This window comes from Desmonostoc muscorum LEGE 12446, assembly GCF_015207005.2.
Classification (GTDB): Bacteria; Cyanobacteriota; Cyanobacteriia; order Cyanobacteriales; family Nostocaceae; genus Nostoc; species Nostoc muscorum.
Map to the genome: position 1 here is coordinate 1,272,515 of NZ_JADEXS020000001.1, position 18,151 is coordinate 1,290,665.

The following is an 18,151-nucleotide window of genomic DNA, read 5'->3' on the forward strand; positions in this document are numbered from 1 at the left end:
ATTTTTATCAAAAAAAAATATCTTTTAAAAATATGAACGTATGTCAAAGAAAAGCACAAAAAAATTAACAATTCAAATTTATTCAGGAATTGGTATTTTTACCAGATTTGCGGCTTTCTTGCCGACGCTGCTCCCAGCGCCAGAGAAAGACCATCAGGGTAACGATTCCTATTTGGAGAGTCAAATTAGGCAAAGCGCTTTCAACATCCCGTCCCGCAAGCACTCTGAAAAAAAAGATGAATGCCCCAATTAAGCCAGAGGCACCAAAAGCAATATAGATAAATTGTCGTAAGCCGCGATAAGGGGCTGCCACTTCTGCTTTCAGACGGGCATATTGTTCAGGGTTGAGGCGATTTTTGGGATTTGGATTTACCATAAATAAATTATGCTATACTAATCGATTGTGTACGCCGATGTGGCTCAGTGGTAGAGCAGCTGATTCGTAATCAGCAGGCCGTGGGTTCAAATCCCATCATCGGCTTTGATAAAAGTATTGCTCAATACTAAAGTTTGACATAAATCATCTACAGTGATTAATTATCTGTCCTCGCTGACAAATTATTGTTATCAAACTTAGTAATTCGCTTCCGTATGTATTGGGACAAATTATTGTCAATGCTGCCAGCTTTATAGGTTTGTACGTTACGTTAGCGAAGCTCGCCGTTCGCGTAGCGTCTCGTAGAGAAGGCATCGCAATAATTTCTTTAGCCAATAGTCTGTCTACATACTGTCTTAACTCAGATGTACCAAATTCATTGGGAGAGAAGCTTTTCTGTGCCTCGGTAAGCTAGAACCTTGGCTTGGTGTAATAATCCAGCATCCGAAAGTCGAGTGGGAGTGCGATTCAGTTATCAGTTATCAGCACCAGAAAATCGTACTCACTGAACACTGTTTACTGTTGACTGATTTAACAACCCCTACTTCCAATACGGTTCGGTTAAGATCCCCCCGCCTGTGGCCACCCCCTTAAAAAGGGCAGGGCTGATTCATTCCATTTCAAACAGGATTTGTCAAGATGGTTAGCAAGAAAATTGTCAGTAAGCGTGACGAAGAGATGAACATTTAAGCACTTAAATAACAGTAGAATAGTTGGTTTCATCGGCACGTCGTTAACAAAATAACTAATTTTTAATCGCTAGAACCCTTGATTTTTAAAGCTCTTTGGGGAATGAATCAGCCCTGCTTAAAAAGGGGGGTTGGGGGGATCTTTAAATATGAAAACGTTAACCGAACCGTATTGCCCCTACTCCCATTTTCAAGTCACAGGTGGATTATTGCAGCAAGGGAGTTGTGCCATTACCGTTAGTTGAGGCGTTGGCAATTGCAGCTTGAGTAGGTTGAGTAGCAAGAACCGCTACAACTGGAGTAACTTTTGGACTAGATTGTTTACTTCGTTTTCGATTGGAGCCGCCAGCTTTGGAATACTCTATACTGTTTCTGCCGTAGACAGTTGCAACCCCACTTAGCATTCGTTCAGACATTTCGGAGAGAGCTTTATCCATCTGGGTTACTGTTTTACGCGATTCTTCCAAATTGGAAACCAGCGTATTATTAGCTTCTAGCACAGCACGGGTAGTGTTGATTAGGTGGTTGTAAGCTTCAATGGTTAACCCATGTCCTAAATCCAGATTTTCATCAATAGATTTAAGCAAGGCGAGACGAAGTTGGGCTTTTTCAATAGCAGCAGAGCCACGAGTTTTTAAAGACATAACACATCCTTTTTGAATAATTCCTTTTTCAACATAGTGGAGTATCCTTTTGCCTGAGATGGGTAGTTTTGTGGATTTATTTCATTAAAAGTTCAACGAAATAATTACGAGTTTGCCTGTGTTTTTACTCATTTTTTATATCGATTTGTTGTTTTACAATAAGTACAATCAGCAACAGTAATCACAAAATCAATAAATGCATACCCCGAAATAGCAATTGCGAACCCCGAAATAACAATTGCGAACCCCGAAATAACAATTGCGAACCCCGAAATAACAATTGCGAACCCCGAAATAGCAATTGCATACCCCGAAATAGCAATTGCATACCCCGAAATAGCAATTGCATACCCCGAAATAGCAATTGCATACCCCGAAATAGCAATTGCATACCCCGAAATAGCAATTGCGTTGGCGTAGCCCAACCCAGGCATCGCTAGATTAATTTTTGATTATGAAAGTAAAATGAAATTATTCTCCACCTGAGCTACATCATGGTTGTCCCAGAACTCGAACAACAACTCCTTCAGCTTTCACCTGACGATAAATTGTATATTATCCAACTCCTGGCACAAAGCCTGACTACACACAATAACAACATCCAATCTGTGCAAACAAGCAAAATCTCAGAATTATTCCGTCAATCCTCTGTGGCTAAATTACCCGAAGAATTTGACCTTACTCGATTACTAAAAACCCTCATTGAGTCCCTACAACCAGCAACTCAAACCGAAATAACAGAATATCCCCTGCCTCAATTTTATGGATGTATCCAAGATGAAACCTTCTTCCGTCATCCCCAAGGACAACAACCAGAACGCGAACCAATCCTGTGAAATTCCTACTCGATACTAACACCTGCATTATCTATATGCGAGGTAAAAATTCCACTTTAAAACAGAAACTAGAATCTACTGCTACTAAAGATATTGCCGTTTGCTCAATCGTCAAAGCTGAACTATTTTATGGTGCAATGAAAAGTGCCAACCCACAACGTAATCTTACTTTACAACAACAATTTTTAGCCCAATTTACATCACTACCCTTTGACGATTTAGCAGCAATGACGTTTGGAACAATTCGCTCTCAACTAGAAGCATTAGGTACTCCCATTGGTGCGTATGACTTACAAATTGCCGCCATCACCCTGACAAATAACTTAACCCTCATCACCCATAACACTAGAGAATTCCAACGTATTAATAACTTGTTGATTGAGGATTGGGAGATATAGCGATCGCACTATTTTGTAGGAGTGATGTCTATCGCAAAATCAGTATATTGTCTGTTCACAAGTAAAAAATACTCATCAAGAAGGTTTTTCTCAAAGGCGTATTATCTATGATGAAATTCTCCACTTTTCTGGAATTGAAGGCGTTGGCGTTGAATTATTCTCATGATTATGCTACATCTCACGCCCTAACTCATGAACGAACAGCGTCACCAAACCTATCTTAACTTGATTGGCAGTCTGTTAGATGCCCCTAGTAGTGAAGAACCAGAGATTTTAGCTGCACACCAAGATTTACTTGATGCTGGCTTAGTACAAAAGATGCTGGAAATAGCAAGTAATCTATTAAGCCAAGGCGAATTAGACCAAGCTAACCGTTTAATGAATATAGTGGGAAAGCAGCTTGGAGTTTATAGTGAATTATCATTGACTGCCACAGAAAAGGAATATATTAATTTTTTATATCAAACGTTACGAGCAACCGCACACAGCGAAGGTAATCCCCAGGTAGTTTACCCCTTGTTGGCACAGAATACAGACAAACTTGATGGAGTGTTTGCAGAAATACTACATCGTTGGGGGACAAATAGACTAGGGGAAGCGAAAGCAGATGAGGCGGAATATTTAGCAGCAGTTATTGTTGAATTTAGCAATTTAGTAGCGCAATTCTCCTTGGGTAGCAAAGCCAACAAGATGGAAATTGCTATTATCGGCTATGAAGTGGCTTTAACTGTCAGAACCAGGGAAGCTTTGCGTGTTGATTGGGCAGCAACGCAAAATAATCTCGCTAATGCCTACAGGGAGAGAATCAAAGGAGACAAAGCAGAGAATATCAAAAAGGCGATCGCTGCATATACTTGCGGCTTTAACTGTCAGAACCAGGGAAGCTTTGCCTGTTGATTGGGCAATGACGCAAAATAATCTGGGACTTGCCTACATTGACAGAATTCGAGGAAACAAAGCAGAAAATATTGAACGAGCAATCCAAGCCTGCACATATGCTTTGGAAGTTAGAACTCGTCAGACTTTCCCTCAACAATGGGCTGAAACGCGAAATAATTTGGGTAATGCTTACTCTAACAGAATAATAGGAGACAAAGCAGAGAATCTCGAACAAGCAATCAATGCCTACACAAATGCCTTGGAATTTTTTAACCGTGAGGATTTGCCTCAACAATGGGCAATAACGCAAAATAATTTGGGCAGTGCTTACTCTAACAGAATACTAGGAGACAAAGCAGAGAATCTCGAACAAGCAATCAATCACTACACAGATGCTTTGAAAGTTTTAACCCGCGAAGTTTCACCCCAATATTGGGCAATGATACAAAATCATCTGGGAATTGCTTATCATTACAGAATTAAGGGAGACCCTACAGAAAATCTCGAACAAGCAATCAAAGCCTACACAAATGCTTTGGAAGTTAGAACCCGCGAGGCGTTACCCCAACAATGGGCAGCAACACAAGACCATTTAGGTACTGCTTACTATAAAAAAATACTGATAAATCCGGCAGAAAATACTGAACTTGCTATTCAGGCTATTAAGGCTTATGAATATGCTTTGGAAGTGAGAACCCGCGAGGTTGCACCCCAAGATTGGGCAATAACGCAAAATAATCTGGGGAATGTTTACTCTGTCAAAATCACAGAAGAACCAGCCGATAATTTTGAGAAAGCGATCGCTGCTTATACTGCTGCTTTAACTGTCAGAACCAAAGAAGCTTTGCCTGAAAACCATGCAGAAACTTTGTTTGGACTGGGAAGAACTTACCAAGACACAAACAAGTTTAACTTAGCATACAATACTTTTGAGTCTGCCATTGTCACCATAGAATCTTTGCGAGAAGAAATAGTATCTGGAGAAGAAAGCAAACGCAAACAAGCGGAACAGTTCAACAAAGTTTATAGCTGTATGGTAGAGGTTTGCAGGGAATTAAATAAGATTACCGAAGCAATTGAATATGTTGAACGTAGTAAAACCCGCAATTTAGTTGAACAGATCCTTGAACGCGACTCTAAAACTATCTTCCCTCCAGAAGTATTCACTCAATTAGAAAAATATAGGGATGAAATAGCCGTAGGACAATATCAAATCCAAAATGGCAAAGCTGAAAATCCAAAAGACCTAGCACAACATCTCCAACAGTTGCGAAACCAGCGTAATGAATTGCAAAACCAATACTTACCTGTTGGTTATGATTTCAAATTCGACTCCTTCCAAGGTTATTTAGATGAGCATACAGCCATTATCGAGTGGTATATTCTCAACGATAAAATTCTTGCATTTATTGTCACAAAACAAGGAGAGGTAAATGTTTGGCAATCCCAACCAGAAGACCAACAAGCTTTGTATGATTGGGTAAATCAATATTTGCAGAATTACTACGGTCAAAAAGGCCAATGGCGAAATAACTTAGGGGAAGAACTTAAACAATTAGCCTCAATTCTGCACATTGATGAAATACTAACCCAGATACCAAAGCACTGCGATAAACTCATCCTAATTCCCCATCGATTCCTGCACTTATTCCCCCTTCATGCACTACCAATAAATCAAAATTCTGAAAATTCGTCTTGTCTTCTGGATTTATTTGCTGGTGGTGTCAGCTATGCACCCAGTTGTCAACTACTGCAACAAGTACAACAGCGCAAACGTCGTGATTTTCAATCTCTGTTTGCAATTCAAAATCCTACAGAAGACCTGAATTATACCAATTTGGAAGTAGAAAGCATATTATCTTACTTTCCCTCCCATCAAGTATTATCCAAAAAGCAAGCCACAAAAGCTGCCTTATCCCAAGCAGCAACAGAATTAAAAGAAGCAAATTATCTCCACTTTTCTTGTCACGGCTCTTTCAACTTCAATTCTCCCCAAAATTCTTTTTTATTATTAGCAGATGCCTATGTTTCCCTTATTCCTGATGATGCTAACCCAGAAAGATATCTCAAAGTTTCCGATACAGGAGCTATAGATTTAAGTAAATGTTTGACATTGGGGAATTTATTTGAACGAACCTTCGACTTTAGTAAAACTCGTCTCGTGGTTCTCTCAGCCTGCGAAACAGGTATAACTGACTTCAATAATACCAGTGATGAATATATCGGCTTACCTAGTGGCTTTCTCTATGCAGGTAGTAGCAGTGTTGTAAGTAGTTTATGGACGGTAAACGATTTATCAACATCCTTTTTGATGATTAAGTTCATTCAAATTTTAAAAAATGCTACAGATATGTCAATACCACTTGCTATGAATCAAGCCCAGCGTTGGTTGCGGGATGCTACTAAAGAAGAATTGCAGGAATGGGTAAAACAATCGGTGTTAGATAGCACTAAGAAAGGAAAGATACGTCGTCAAATTAATAATATGACTGGAGAGCAACCATTCAACTCTCCCTTTCATTGGGCTGCATTTACTGCTGTTGGCAAATAGGAGAATAATAATGTCTGATTATGAAATAACTGTTAATATTTTTATCCATCTGCTGAATACTCAATCTTCTCTATTTTCAGCAGAGGATAGAATTACACTAATGAAATTGATTAATAACCAACCTGATGACATTAAATCTTTATCCAATGCTATCTCAGATTGGCTGTCAGAACATCCTGAAGTAGATAACGCTTTAGCAGAATTTGAGGAAATAGGAGGAAGAGCGCCAGGCGATAAGCAAGCAAATACAAATATTCCCAAATACGAACTTGATAAAAAGAATATACTTAATGAAATTCAACAAAGTTCGTCATCTGCTAAGGAGACAAAAAAACCGACTTAGGCTAAGAGGTTGTTTGAAAAGTGGTATGTTGTATTTTTATCGAATTATTACCCCCCTTAGTCCCCCCTTATAAAGGGGGGAAATAAGAAAATTCGGTTCCCTCCCCTTTATAAGGGGAGGGTTAGGGTGGGGTAAAGTATCTGGACACCGCGACATTTATCTTTATTTTAAAATGGATTATTTTTCAACAGGAAAGATAGCTTATCCCAAACTAACTCCTTATGCCTTTCATCTAAAGCATAGCCTGTCACAAAAACCTAAAATACCTGTAGAAAATGCTAACGATTTATGGTTAAAATGCCAGCAGCTTGGTAAACAACTTGGTATTCCTAAACTAGAAACTTTACCTGAACTGATTGAAAAAGCAAATAATAAAAAAACTAGCATCACTGGAGAAATACTTCCCGAACGTTTATTAAAATTTACCGCTATCCAACATCAACAAAATCTACACTTAAGCGGTGAAGCTAATCCCCTAGAAATTCACGATACTTACGCCCTTGATTTAACTCTACGTTATCCCGATCCAGAAGTAAAACTTGCTGATTTAAGAGGGCTAAATCCAGATGATTGCTTACTTTCTAAAAATATCAAAGCTTCTCTAGGACAAACCCTAGTATTTTTTGCTCAACCTGTAGGAAAAATAGATGATGAACAAGCATTCGCTGATGCTTGTGTCAAAGCATTATTATCAGAAGAAACTTTCCAAAAACTAAAGATTTATCGTCAGCATCAAGGGCAATTATTAGGTAGTCCGATATTTGAATATGAAAATGTTCCTGACTCTCCTAAAGAAAAGTGCCATTTACTAATTTGGTTAAATACCCATTCCCTAACTACAGAATTAGAAAACAAGGGAGAATATTATTATCCTTTAATTGACCTTCTTCTTTGTCGCAGTAAAATTATTTATGCTCGTTCTGAAGCTATATGGTGTTATGAACAAGCTAGATCAGCTTATTCTGATCTGGAAAATTATAAGCAAGAATTTAAAGAGCAAAAAAATAATTCTATAGATTCAAAATTTGATAATTTCAATCAATGGCTTCAGGAAATACCAGAAATTTCTTTTAATTATGTTGATTATTTAAGAGATTTAGAACTGCACAGAACTACAATTCAAACTAATAGTAAAAACTATCGTTTATATCTTGACAAGCTAAATAAAATATGCATTATGTCAGATAATTTAGAATTTTTGTCCAACTTCCTAGAACTAGCTGAAGATACCTTTGTCGAACAAATTAACACAAACTTAGCTTATCTTACCCCCGGTCAAAACCTCTTTGACCAGATGATTGCCACAATTCGCGGCATAGTAGAGGTAGAACAAGCTAAACGCGATCGCTCTTTAGAACGCACCATCCAAGTACTAGGTATAGCCTTTGGTGGCGGTGCAATAGTTTCTGGTGTTGTCACCCAACACATAGATAAACCCTTTGCACCACAGATCAATTTCAAGTACCCAGTTCATCCCCTAGTATTATCCTTATTGTGGAGTGTTCTGGCTACCGTTGTTTTTGGTATGGTGGCTTGGTTGGTTACTAAACCGAAACCCAAGAGAACTAATATCTGATTCGTAAAGAAAATCTTAAAGATACCCAATTTATTACTGGGCATAACTTTCAGAGAATAAACGAGTCAAAGCCTGGAATTATTACTCCAACTCAGTTTCGCAGAAAGCTTTTAATAAATCAATACAATTAGCGATCGCTCCTAAATGAGCAATTTCATAACCGTGGGTATTTTGAGTAGGAAATGCTAAACAAGCAGCACGTCCAACATGTCCAAATTTCATCGCAATTGAAGCATCACTACCAAATCCACTGAGAGTTGTAAACTGTATTGGCATCTCCAACTGCTTGGCACAACGGCGTATTTGTCCATTTAATCCTTCATCATATATCCCATAGGCATCTTGAGATAAAAGTACAGGAATTTCGCCATCTTTAACAGGATATTCCTCAGATAAGGGACAAATTTCTAAAGCAATTAAGGCATCTAAACGCTGGTTTTGAGTAAAAAATAATGCGCCAATTGCTCCGACTTCTTCTTTTGCTGAAGCCACTAAATAAACATCAACAGCGGGCTGTTTCAGGTTTTCAGCTAAAGCTAGCAAAATGGCAACAGAGGCTTTATTATCTAACGTGTAACTGGCAATATGATCCTTTAATCTAATTGGCAATTTGCGATGTTTGCCAATTACCATTCGCGTTCCGGGTCGAATTCCAACTGCTTCTAGTTCAGCCGTAGTGCGTTTCGTTTCAATCCAGGCATTTTCCCACTTGACGCTAATATCTTCTTGTTGGACTTTTTGCGGAGATTCGTGGGAAACGTGGCGGGAACCAAAGCTGAGAATCCCGCTGATAGTTTCGTTGTCTCCCAGTAAATCTACCACGCCTTCACCGTAAATCCACGGGAAAGAACCGCCGAGTTTACGGACTTCAACGCGACCTTCATCGCCGAGACTTTTGACCATCGCCCCAATTTCATCTTTATGGGCTGTGATGGCAATGGCTCCGTCTGGACTTCGGCCGGGGATTTTTGCAATAATGTTGTCGGCGCGATCGCACCAGACTTCTACACCCAGTGCCGTAAATCGTTGCATCAACAACTGATTAATTTCGGCTTCTGCACCACTAGGAGAATGATGCATCACCAACTCTGCAATAATTTGAAATAAGCGATCGTAATCCCACATTAATAATATTACTCGTCAACAACTGTATGAGACGATTGTGCGCTAAAAACCAGATCCGCAGTCGTAAGTGCCGAACTTTTTTGCTGGCGCTTGAGTATTCCTACTGCACCGAAAGTAGCAATTGCCAACAATGTCCCCAACTCTGTCGAAGGTTCAGGAACAGACTTAGCCTCAATCGCCGCCAGTGCAGTGTCCGCTATCACCTGATGACCTGCGGTGGTTGGGTGGTACTGCTCCCAGATGAGAAACTTGTTGTTGACTGGGTTACATATACCTAGCCGAGATGAAGAGAGCAGGGGGAGCAGGGGGAGCAGGGGAAGCAGGGGGAGCAGGGGGATTAAACTAAGTCACCCACTAGGGGTGGGGTTTCAACCTACCTTGCGATACAAGGATTTTTTCGCCCACTAGGGGCGAGGTTTTGAACCTTTACTTTTTTCATAAAAAGCCTTTGTTGTTGACTGGGTTACGTACACCTAGCCGAGATGAAGAGAGCAGGGGGAGCAGGGGAAGCAGGGGGAGCAGGGGAAGCAGGGCGATTAAACTAAGTCACCCACTAGGGGTGAGGTTTCAACCTACCTTGTGATACAAGGATTTTTTCGCCCACTAGGGGCGAGGTTTTGAACCTTTACTTTTTTCATAAAAAGCCTGTAAATACTAGAACTTACACAATCTTTGACAAATACGAAACAACTTTAACTTTGCTTTAACTTCAAAGCATCAGCCGCTGAGACACCCTCACCTTGAGTTCCGAAGTACCACAAAGCTGTAGCAGCTTCCGCGCGAGTTACTGGTTTTTTGGGTTGAAACAAGGTCGTATAGCCAAAGACACGTCGAATGTTCGATTGTTCACCATTCTGAAAATCAGCTAATACTGCTCTTAAAGCCTTAGAATCAATTCGGGCTGCGTCTTGGAAACCCCAGGTTTGTTTGACTGCTTCAAAGTTAGCAGAGGGTAAAGCTTGGCGAGTATCCAAAGGTAATTTCCACAGCAGCAACACTTCCCGCGTGAGGGGAGCGTCAGGACGAAACAAAACAGCTGTAGAATCTCCAGACAAAGGACTGGGAATTAATCCAGCCTCCGCTAATCCCTGAATTGCTGGAAAATCAGGATCTTTTGAAGACACATCACTAAAAGCTGGTTGAGTGCTTTCTGGTGCCAAGCGAATTTGTTTAGCTGGATTGCTGGCATACATAGCATTATTAGCAGCAATTAGCCAACGAGCGTATTCCCGACGTGTAACGATTTTACCGGGTTCAAATTGGTTAGTTGTGGCAGCAGAATTGCTCTTAGTTGTCTTTGGTTGTATGGACAAAACACCTAAAGTAGCCAATTCTTCAATGTGTTGTCGCCATTCTTGTGGTGCAATATTTAGATCGTTGAATGTCTGAGATTCAGGTGTGACTGTAGGAGTTGTTTGGTTATTAGCCGTGATTGGTGGCTGTGGTGTCGAGTTTGCAGGTGGCACAGGGCCAATAAACTGGGGATCTGCTGGTTGGGGAACGTCGTTATTAGTTTTGTTAGGATTTGTAGTCGGAGTAGGTTGTGCTGTTGCAGTACTATTATTTGGTACATACTCAATCAGTAATTCAGTGGCTGTTTGGGGTTGATTGGGTGTGGCCTTGGTAACTGATTGAGGCTGAATGGAAACTTTCAATAGCAAATCATCACGACGTGCCTCAAAGACACCTACTCCATCATCTGTTGGCTGTTGCAAAATTTGCCAGTTATTTGTTTGCAACTGACTACGATAAAAGCTAGCAATCAAGTTGCTAGGGTCAGAACTCAACCAACGAGTCGAAACTCTGTTTTCTGAACCACTAGCAGGCGTAACTTCCTGTAGTTTGGCATTGGAATATTGTGGAATATCTTTAGGGAAATCAGCTGGTAACTGAACTTTTGATTCATTTTGCTGTGCTTGTGGTTGGTTGTTCTGGGATTCTCCAAAGACAACCTGATTGTTTTGCAGTCTAGGATCTGCCGCCAAAGACTCCTCAAGGTTTTTGGCCACTGGAGTGTTAGCACAGGCTGTTAACGAAGTGAATAAAACAGCCAAACTCAGAAATACAGCTGGACGTTTAGCAGGAAGCACAGGAAATCACAAATTGAGTTTCAGCTCCTACCCTAGCGCAAACTGTTCATTAAATGGGGCTGGGGAATGGGGATTGGGTACTGGGGATTGGGCAATTGGGGATTGGGTATCGGTACTGGAAAAACTCTTCCCTAATCCCCAGTCCCTAGTCCCCAATCCCCAATACCGCGCCTAGCGCCATGATGATGTCTCAAAAAATTAGTAAACGGTAGCAGAAGCTACCGTGTTGTCTTCGTTTTACAGCCATTAGGTTTTGATAATTCCCATGCTTATTTATAGATTTCCCTAAAGTTATGCGAAACTAACATTTTTCGCAAAAAAAAACACAAATAAACCCAGAATGGTTACCATACAAAAGTTTTATGCTTTTAATGCTCAATTTTTCGGATGGTTCTGGAGATTTTCAAGTGCCAGACCAGATAATTGATTGATAATTCGTCAAATATACAGTTTAGCGAGCAAAAGCTTAAGGCCACGCTCAAATACACTAGCTTGATGCGATCGCCAAGCCAGTTCAGTGATAGACTATGAGTAAAGCCCCCTTAGCCTCATCAAAAAAGGGGAATTAAGGAAATTGGCTAACGCTGGCTTAAAATCGATTCTGAAGATTATTCATCTGACGATGGTAAGCTGGATAATGAAATGTGTGAAAAATGCCAGTGTTAAGCAATTCCAGGAACTTAGCGTAAGTTTTTAGTTCTTGATGGTAGGGGTCATCCAAAGCTGTTCAGTGATTTTGGATTTTGGATTGAAACAGACCACGAGGTTACTCGGTTGCTGAGGATTTTGGATTTATTTGAGCCACTAAGGGTGAGACATTTAGCTTGCTTAATACTAGGGGTGCTAAAAAAATCTAAAAGACGCTCGGTGACTTGCTAACGCTCTGCTATCGGCAATCTAAAATCTAAAATTGCTAGTTAAGTGTTGCAGCAGTTTCCTTGGTATCTATCAATGATTCTCTACGGAAAGTGCTACTTAGTACTGTAGTCAAGAGTTTCTTGGCAACCTCGAAAGCAGTGAGTGCTTCCTCTCAAAGTGCGATCGCTCGTATGTTATCCAAAGCTTTCCCCAAAGCAACCAATACCCTATTCTTCTGGAATAGCAAAGCGGTTCTTTGAGTAAGACCCCAACACCGTGCCCTTCGCAATTTATCCAGGCAGTAATTATCTATGACTGTTTCCCAATCCTACTAACGATCGGATAGAGGCACAAAAGACACTTCAAAAGAATGCACTGGCGGTTGAAAAAACTCTACACACTTGGTCTAAATAGTTAACAGCTACCTGATAGATCGGATACAATTAGCATCTACGTTTGATTCAGTGTTCCCTTGTTCAAAGCGACTATTCATATTCACATACTGCTGTACTAGCTGATTTGACATAGTATTAAAGTTTTCACATGCTGACCGTAGTGAAAAATTTTGATTTAGGGCAAATTAAGACTTATATTCAAGGGACTTGAGTGTTTCTTGGAGATGAAGTCAGCCAAAAGAAGGCAAAAAGCTCAAAAAGATATATCCTATGTCAAAAATGCAGATCTGATATGAGTATGAAAAATCTAAAATAGATATTAAATTGAAGAAAAACGAACGACCATCGACAACCATTAGTCCATTTTACTTTCTGTAAAGCGTCGCCAGGTTGTTACCAGTGCTGAAACACGATTACATGCAAGTTTCCCAGGATCAGCCTATTTATTCTGAGGCTCCACTCCAGCTGCTACTTTTTGTCGATGGACGCCCAAAGTCCCGACAGCAAGTGCAGCGAATACGTGCTTACTTAAAAGAATTGCAGGCTGAGTATAGTTTTGAACTGCAAATCATCGATGTTGGACAACAACCTTACTTGGCAGAGCATTTTAAATTGGTAGCAACGCCAGCTTTAATCAAAATCCATCCGGAACCACGGCAGATTTTAGCTGGGAGTAATATAATAGCGCAATTGAAAAACTGGTGGCCTCGTTGGCAAACTGCTGTAGAGGCCTACTTGAAATTACAGGAAGACTTACAAGAACGTATAGACGACAATAGTCGGATGACATCACCCAAATCTACGATCCGTTCGGTTGCTGTTTCTGCTGAACTCATCCGCCTCTCAGACGAAATTTTTCGCTTGAAACAGGAAAAAGAGAACCTCCAAGAGCAGTTACAGTTTAAAGACCGAGTGATTGCTATGTTGGCACACGACCTTCGTAATCCCCTAACTGCTGCGGCGATCGCCATAGAAACTCTTCAATCTAACTACAATGTAGAAACAGGCGAATTCCAGCGCCTCAAACCTTCGATGACGGCGCATTTATTAAAACAAGCCCGCAGTCAAACTAAAATTATTGACCGGATGATTGCCGACCTTTTACAAGTAGGTCGTGGCAAAGACACGGAGATACCTATACTACCACAAAAGGTAGAGCTAGGTAAACTTTGTTTAGGTATATTAGAAGAATTGCGCGATCGCTACACCGCCAAATCCCAAGAGCTAGAAACAGATATTCCCAAAGACTTGCCATACGTATATGCTGACCCAGAACGCATCCGGCAAGTGCTAGTCAATCTGTTGGATAATGCCATCAAATATACGCCAGAAGGTGGCAAGATTAGTATTACTGGATTACACCGTACTACCCAAAAAGTTCAATTCAGTATTGGCGATACCGGGCCTGGTATTCCCGTAGAGAATCGCGATCGCATCTTTGAAAATCACTTCCGTCTGGAACGGGATGAAGGTACAGAAGGTTACGGCATTGGCCTTTGTTTATGCCAACGCATCATCCGGGCGCATTATGGTCAAATTTGGGTAGACTCTGCCCCCAATAACGGAGCATGGTTCCACTTCACACTGCCGGTTTATCCTTCTTAAGTAATTGAGCATGGGGTATGGGGGAGATGAGGGGGATGAGGGAGATGAGGGAGTGAGGGAGTGACGGATAATAACCAATGCCCAATGCCCAATGACAACTAAGTACTTGAGACAAAGCGATCGCGTCCCCCAGCTTTTGCTTGGTAGAGTGCTTTATCTGCCAAGACAATCAAATCTGAAGGTGAGGATTCCCAAGTGGGAATAACAGTTGCTACCCCCATACTAAGAGTGACATACTGACTCACCGCAGAACCGTCATGAACAATTTGCAAATCTCTAACTGCTGCTTGCATCGCTGCGGCAACGTGAACTGCACCAGATGCATGGGTATATGGCATAATCACAGCAAATTCCTCGCCACCATAACGCGCTACTAAATCCTGATGTTTTTGTGCCTTTTGGCTTAAGATAGCACCCACCTTTTGTAAACAGACATCTCCAGCAGGATGACCATATTTATCGTTATAAAATTTAAAATAGTCTATATCACACAAAATCAGTGACAGGGGACATCCCTCCTGTGCTAAATTAATCCATTGGGTATTTAAATAATCGTCAAAGCGACGACGATTCGGTAACTCAGTTAAGCCATCGACGTTGGCGAGGTGCTGCAAAGCTTGGTTTGCCGCTTCTAGCTGTTTGTATACCTGCGCTTGCTGTAGCAGTCGCCGCAAGCGTTGGCGCAACACAGGCCAGTGAATTGGCTTAGTAACATAATCAGTTGCCCCCGCGTCAAAAGCACGGTCTACGGATTCTTCATCGTCCAAGCATGTGATCATCAAAATAGGAGTCCGTTCCCATATCTTGGATATCACAGTATTGCCAAGCACAGAATCAGTATCAAAAGTCGCAAGTGCTGACATCAAATTATTTCTGGCAATCTGGAGCAACTGCTTACAGCAAGTAAAGCCATCCATCACAGGCATTACAGCATCCAGCAAAACTATATCGGGTTTAATAGTCTCGTAAGCATCTAAACATTGCTTACCATCATTGACCTCGACCACTCGGTAACCTTCTTGTTCCATAGCTTTACGCAACAAAACTCGAATGGTCTTGTCGTCATCAGCCACCAGAATCAGTGGTGGTTGCTTAGAAAGAGGAAATGGGCTTATGCCTGACATGAGTTACATTCTACTTGCGGGACTATCCTGAAAAAGGCTGGGCAATTCGATCGCATGGGGGCGATCGCTGTTTTGATCAATGCCAGCATTTGTGGCAAGGGTCTGTTTGGCTTGATAATCAACTGTTTTTTGAGAATAGACTGCTCAATATTATTGAGCCAAGCAAGCGGTAGATAACTAAGTTGCATATATAATCTATAATTGGAACACCAAGACAATTGCTACCTTTTTATTCCACTATGGTTATGGGAGGAAATGTTAGTGTTATATTTCCCCATTATTAAAGTCAAATTGCAATTTTTTTGAGAATTGCAAATTCACACCTCAATTATTTAATCTAGTGCTTAGTTTAAAAACTTAGGCAGATAGGGCAAAGTAATTGCCAAGCTGCGTTTAGAATACAGCTAATAGTAAATACTAATATTACTTGACTAAAACCCATTTAGTCTATTCGTCAAGGATTGCATGGATTTAGTATAATTACATAAGATTGGTATAGCAGTTGTAAATAATTTATGATAATTTGAGATAGTTGTAATCCCCCTGTAGTCTCCCCAAAGCATCCGGGGACGGCATTAGCGAGGGGGCGAATTTTCTTACAAATCATTTAGGATTGCGATATTAAATTATCTGCAAAGCTTTATTCTCTAGTTAGTCAGCAGTAATCAATCAGTAAAAATTATTATTCTTATTATTTTAATGTACTTGGTTAGATTTTAAAAATAAGAATTAAGTAATTTAAATTATATAAATGTTAAGTAAGATAATTACTGAAATAATATTAATATATTTAATAAATAAACTTTATAAAAATATCACAATAAACACGCAAACATACAGCGTTTTCTGATATTTTCTGTTCACAAAGTAATAATTCACTACGGAGGCAAGAGAAAACGCAGAGGATAAAAAAGCAAGCAGATAAAATGTTTACAAACAAAATAAAATTGTTGTGTAATTTTTTATATCCAATCAGTACTCATCTTCTTTGCCAGAACAAATCAAAACCTATCTACAATTCACTAAATCTTCAAAATGCCAGATCCACTCATGTATCAGCAGGATAATTTTGTTGTTCTAGAAACAAATCAACCAGAGCAATTTCTGACACCATCAGAGTTATTAGAAAAGCTCAAAACAACTCTCCAGCAACTCAAAATTCAAGATTTGCCACCTGACTTGCAAAAGTTTGATGCTGTGGAGGCTCAAGCACAATATTTACTCGACACGAGTTGTGAATTAGATATTGGTCCTGGAAAATATTTACAGTGGTATGCAGTTCGTTTAGAAAAGTAATACTTACACATTGACAATAAATACCAAATATGAATAAGGTTAAAAACCACATCTTTCGTAGGGGCACAGCATTGCTGTGCCCCTACAGCATGGTCTATTTACGTAGTTTACCGCCGTAGGCATCGCAGGATAATTAAGAAAAGCCTGAAACAATCTATGCGTCGTTAATTCACATCACGATGCATTTGTACAGTGCGTAAGTCCTATTTTTGTTATCCAATATTGACTATTGACTCTTTTTGAGTGTTGATCAGTGCTACCTCAATTTTATTTTCAGATGGTTGGGTTATTTGAATTTCCACTCCAGGTCCGAAATAATTGGTCATCTTTTCTTGCTTTTTTTGCCATAGGTCAATTGGTATTAGCGGTGAATCAAATTCTAAAATTAGGGCGTAGCTTCCATTGACTTCTGTTTCTCGCAATGCTGTAACTGTTGGTCGTTCTTCATCGCTGGGACTCAAACCTAAGAAAGCAAGTGTTGTATCGAAATGAGCATCCTGACCATAACAATATCGGGTGATGTCTTTGCGAATTTTATTTTGAGTTACAGTTGCTTGCTGCTGGCGCAATATTAAGGTTGATGGTGACGTAGGTTGGCTAAAGGGTATTGGCTTGAGTTCATTAGCTTTCAGTGCCAGCCCCCCTAACAATAGAGGAATCCCGTAAAAAAATCCGACAAGATTGAGTGTCGCATTATTAGCAGCATAGGCGACGAAGCCAATGATGGTTAATATGCTGCCGATAGTTAAACCGAGTGTTCCCAAAGAGATTTGGCGTAGCATGAGCTTAGATGAGTATAAATTGTTAATATCTCATACCATTTCTAAAAATCTTGTCAACAAATAAATTGCCTGTAGGGGCATACAACAACTGTACGCCCCTACCAACGTACTTGTAGGAGGAATTTTATGAAATGGTATTAGTTTTATTATCATCGGCTATGAGTCACAAATTAGGAAAGAGCATTAACCTACCTTGCTTGCACCATTCTCAATGAGCCTAATTAGCCGGCAATAGTCGAAGTACATCAAGTGAACTAAAACTGTTGATTATGGGCGTACAGCTGTACGCCCATACTTAGTGTTCCAGAATGTTGGATTATGAGTTAAGTTTAAACTTAAAGGTAATTAACACCAAGAAAAAATAATGGATCTACAGACTATAAAAGAACGAATTGCCATAGTGCAAAGTAAGCGCGGGTACTTGCTGAGCCTACTGGAACAACCAAACCTGGGAACTTTAAGAATTGACGTGAATCAAGCTTTGGAGGAACTAGATGAGTTAATTGATGAATTTAGACGCACGGTTCCAGAAACAGAAATATAGTTAAGCTGGACTCAGCACTAGAGTAGAAAACATCAAAAAT

At 40.2% G+C, this 18,151-nt stretch carries 19 protein-coding genes and 1 tRNA gene; 11 read left to right on the forward strand and 9 right to left on the reverse strand.

Annotation, left to right across the window (positions count from 1 at the left end):
* Positions 1-82: 82 nt before the first annotated feature.
* Complete coding sequence (locus tag IQ276_RS05470) at positions 83-376, reverse strand: DUF3493 domain-containing protein (protein ID WP_190882007.1); 294 nt, start codon at positions 374-376, stop codon at positions 83-85.
* A gap of 33 nt (positions 377-409) precedes the next feature.
* Between IQ276_RS05470 and IQ276_RS05475 the strand changes: the two genes are divergently transcribed.
* Positions 410-481 (forward strand) — tRNA-Thr (locus tag IQ276_RS05475).
* A 790-nt stretch (positions 482-1,271) separates the two neighbouring features.
* Here the strand turns inward: IQ276_RS05475 and IQ276_RS05480 are convergent.
* Both IQ276_RS05480 and IQ276_RS05485 read right to left on the reverse strand, forming a co-directional pair.
* A complete protein-coding gene (locus IQ276_RS05480; protein ID WP_235115457.1) occupies positions 1,272-1,709 on the reverse strand; it encodes a hypothetical protein in 438 nt (145 codons plus the stop codon).
* Positions 1,710-1,837: 128 nt separating this feature from the next.
* Positions 1,838-2,143, reverse strand: a complete 306-nt coding sequence (locus IQ276_RS05485; RefSeq protein ID WP_235115458.1) for a hypothetical protein — start codon at positions 2,141-2,143, stop codon at positions 1,838-1,840.
* A 60-nt stretch (positions 2,144-2,203) separates the two neighbouring features.
* Between IQ276_RS05485 and IQ276_RS05490 the strand changes: the two genes are divergently transcribed.
* The 6 genes from IQ276_RS05490 (at position 2,204) to IQ276_RS05515 (ending at position 8,292) form a co-directional block, all read left to right on the forward strand.
* Positions 2,204-2,545 (forward strand): hypothetical protein, encoded by a 342-nt coding sequence (locus IQ276_RS05490; protein WP_193922786.1) that lies wholly within the window; start codon positions 2,204-2,206, stop codon positions 2,543-2,545.
* The gene (gene vapC, locus IQ276_RS05495; protein ID WP_193922792.1) at positions 2,542-2,943 is read left to right on the forward strand and encodes a type II toxin-antitoxin system tRNA(fMet)-specific endonuclease VapC; all 402 of its coding nucleotides are present in this window, start codon (positions 2,542-2,544) and stop codon (positions 2,941-2,943) included. Before IQ276_RS05490 ends, vapC begins: the two co-directional genes overlap by 4 nt.
* 192 nt (positions 2,944-3,135) lie before the next feature.
* Positions 3,136-3,840: a tetratricopeptide repeat protein gene (locus IQ276_RS05500; RefSeq protein WP_228043453.1), complete on the forward strand. Its 705-nt coding sequence runs from the start codon at positions 3,136-3,138 to the stop codon at positions 3,838-3,840.
* Positions 3,731-6,373, forward strand: a complete 2,643-nt coding sequence (locus IQ276_RS05505; RefSeq protein ID WP_235115459.1) for a CHAT domain-containing protein — start codon at positions 3,731-3,733, stop codon at positions 6,371-6,373. Before IQ276_RS05500 ends, IQ276_RS05505 begins: the two co-directional genes overlap by 110 nt.
* Positions 6,374-6,383: 10 nt before the next feature.
* Entirely contained in the window at positions 6,384-6,716 is a 333-nt protein-coding gene (locus IQ276_RS05510) for a hypothetical protein (RefSeq protein WP_193922798.1), read from the forward strand.
* A 172-nt stretch (positions 6,717-6,888) separates the two neighbouring features.
* A complete protein-coding gene (locus IQ276_RS05515) occupies positions 6,889-8,292 on the forward strand; it encodes a hypothetical protein (RefSeq protein WP_193924780.1) in 1,404 nt (467 codons plus the stop codon).
* Between the two features lie 81 nt (positions 8,293-8,373).
* On the opposite strand, the gene IQ276_RS05520 is transcribed toward IQ276_RS05515, so the two are convergent.
* The 3 genes from IQ276_RS05520 to IQ276_RS05530 form a co-directional block, all read right to left on the reverse strand.
* Positions 8,374-9,417, reverse strand: coding sequence for a M42 family metallopeptidase (locus IQ276_RS05520; RefSeq protein WP_193924778.1), 1,044 nt, complete (start codon positions 9,415-9,417; stop codon positions 8,374-8,376).
* Positions 9,418-9,425: 8 nt separating this feature from the next.
* Positions 9,426-9,620: a PEP-CTERM sorting domain-containing protein gene (locus IQ276_RS05525; protein WP_235115460.1), complete on the reverse strand. Its 195-nt coding sequence runs from the start codon at positions 9,618-9,620 to the stop codon at positions 9,426-9,428.
* A 489-nt stretch (positions 9,621-10,109) separates the two neighbouring features.
* Positions 10,110-11,507, reverse strand: coding sequence for an S-layer homology domain-containing protein (locus IQ276_RS05530; RefSeq protein WP_193925898.1), 1,398 nt, complete (start codon positions 11,505-11,507; stop codon positions 10,110-10,112).
* Positions 11,508-12,445: 938 nt separating this feature from the next.
* Here IQ276_RS05530 and IQ276_RS05535 point away from each other — a divergent pair.
* On the forward strand, positions 12,446-12,625 hold the full coding sequence (locus tag IQ276_RS05535) for a hypothetical protein (protein ID WP_193923074.1): 180 nt from the start codon (positions 12,446-12,448) through the stop codon (positions 12,623-12,625).
* 534 nt (positions 12,626-13,159) lie between these two features.
* Positions 13,160-14,365, forward strand: coding sequence for a histidine kinase (locus IQ276_RS05540; RefSeq protein ID WP_193923078.1), 1,206 nt, complete (start codon positions 13,160-13,162; stop codon positions 14,363-14,365).
* A gap of 98 nt (positions 14,366-14,463) precedes the next feature.
* Here IQ276_RS05540 and IQ276_RS05545 read toward each other — a convergent pair whose 3' ends face one another.
* The gene (locus IQ276_RS05545; RefSeq protein WP_193923083.1) at positions 14,464-15,489 is read right to left on the reverse strand and encodes a GGDEF domain-containing response regulator; all 1,026 of its coding nucleotides are present in this window, start codon (positions 15,487-15,489) and stop codon (positions 14,464-14,466) included.
* Positions 15,477-15,677, reverse strand: a complete 201-nt coding sequence (locus IQ276_RS05550) for a hypothetical protein (protein WP_193923090.1) — start codon at positions 15,675-15,677, stop codon at positions 15,477-15,479. Before IQ276_RS05550 ends, IQ276_RS05545 begins: the two co-directional genes overlap by 13 nt.
* A gap of 847 nt (positions 15,678-16,524) precedes the next feature.
* Between IQ276_RS05550 and IQ276_RS05555 the strand changes: the two genes are divergently transcribed.
* Positions 16,525-16,785, forward strand: coding sequence for a CRR7 family NDH-1 assembly protein (locus IQ276_RS05555; RefSeq protein ID WP_190882017.1), 261 nt, complete (start codon positions 16,525-16,527; stop codon positions 16,783-16,785).
* Positions 16,786-16,997: 212 nt separating this feature from the next.
* Here the strand turns inward: IQ276_RS05555 and IQ276_RS05560 are convergent, their stop codons facing one another.
* Positions 16,998-17,567 carry a DUF2854 domain-containing protein gene (locus tag IQ276_RS05560; protein WP_190879746.1) on the reverse strand — a complete coding sequence of 190 codons (570 nt, stop codon included), beginning with the start codon at positions 17,565-17,567 and terminating at the stop codon, positions 16,998-17,000.
* 364 nt (positions 17,568-17,931) lie between these two features.
* On the opposite strand from IQ276_RS05560, the gene IQ276_RS05565 reads away from it, so the two are divergent.
* Positions 17,932-18,111: a hypothetical protein gene (locus IQ276_RS05565; RefSeq protein WP_193922270.1), complete on the forward strand. Its 180-nt coding sequence runs from the start codon at positions 17,932-17,934 to the stop codon at positions 18,109-18,111.
* The last annotated feature ends 40 nt before the right edge of the window (positions 18,112-18,151 follow it).

Excerpts from the sequence above, each read along its gene's own strand:
- IQ276_RS05520 (WP_193924778.1), bottom strand. The coding sequence starts at position 9,417 with ATGTGGGATTACGATCGCTTATTTCAAATTATTGCAGAGTTGGTGATG.
- IQ276_RS05565 (WP_193922270.1), top strand. The coding sequence starts at position 17,932 with ATGGATCTACAGACTATAAAAGAACGAATTGCCATAGTGCAAAGTAAG.
- IQ276_RS05545 (WP_193923083.1), bottom strand. The coding sequence starts at position 15,489 with ATGTCAGGCATAAGCCCATTTCCTCTTTCTAAGCAACCACCACTGATT.
- IQ276_RS05500 (WP_228043453.1), top strand. The coding sequence starts at position 3,136 with ATGAACGAACAGCGTCACCAAACCTATCTTAACTTGATTGGCAGTCTG.
- IQ276_RS05510 (WP_193922798.1), top strand. The coding sequence starts at position 6,384 with ATGTCTGATTATGAAATAACTGTTAATATTTTTATCCATCTGCTGAAT.
- IQ276_RS05470 (WP_190882007.1), bottom strand. The coding sequence starts at position 376 with ATGGTAAATCCAAATCCCAAAAATCGCCTCAACCCTGAACAATATGCC.
- IQ276_RS05480 (WP_235115457.1), bottom strand. The coding sequence starts at position 1,709 with ATGTCTTTAAAAACTCGTGGCTCTGCTGCTATTGAAAAAGCCCAACTT.
- IQ276_RS05550 (WP_193923090.1), bottom strand. The coding sequence starts at position 15,677 with ATGCAACTTAGTTATCTACCGCTTGCTTGGCTCAATAATATTGAGCAG.
- IQ276_RS05490 (WP_193922786.1), top strand. The coding sequence starts at position 2,204 with ATGGTTGTCCCAGAACTCGAACAACAACTCCTTCAGCTTTCACCTGAC.
- IQ276_RS05515 (WP_193924780.1), top strand. The coding sequence starts at position 6,889 with ATGGATTATTTTTCAACAGGAAAGATAGCTTATCCCAAACTAACTCCT.
- IQ276_RS05505 (WP_235115459.1), top strand. The coding sequence starts at position 3,731 with ATGCCTACAGGGAGAGAATCAAAGGAGACAAAGCAGAGAATATCAAAA.
- IQ276_RS05485 (WP_235115458.1), bottom strand. The coding sequence starts at position 2,143 with ATGCCTGGGTTGGGCTACGCCAACGCAATTGCTATTTCGGGGTATGCA.
- IQ276_RS05560 (WP_190879746.1), bottom strand. The coding sequence starts at position 17,567 with ATGCTACGCCAAATCTCTTTGGGAACACTCGGTTTAACTATCGGCAGC.
- IQ276_RS05555 (WP_190882017.1), top strand. The coding sequence starts at position 16,525 with ATGCCAGATCCACTCATGTATCAGCAGGATAATTTTGTTGTTCTAGAA.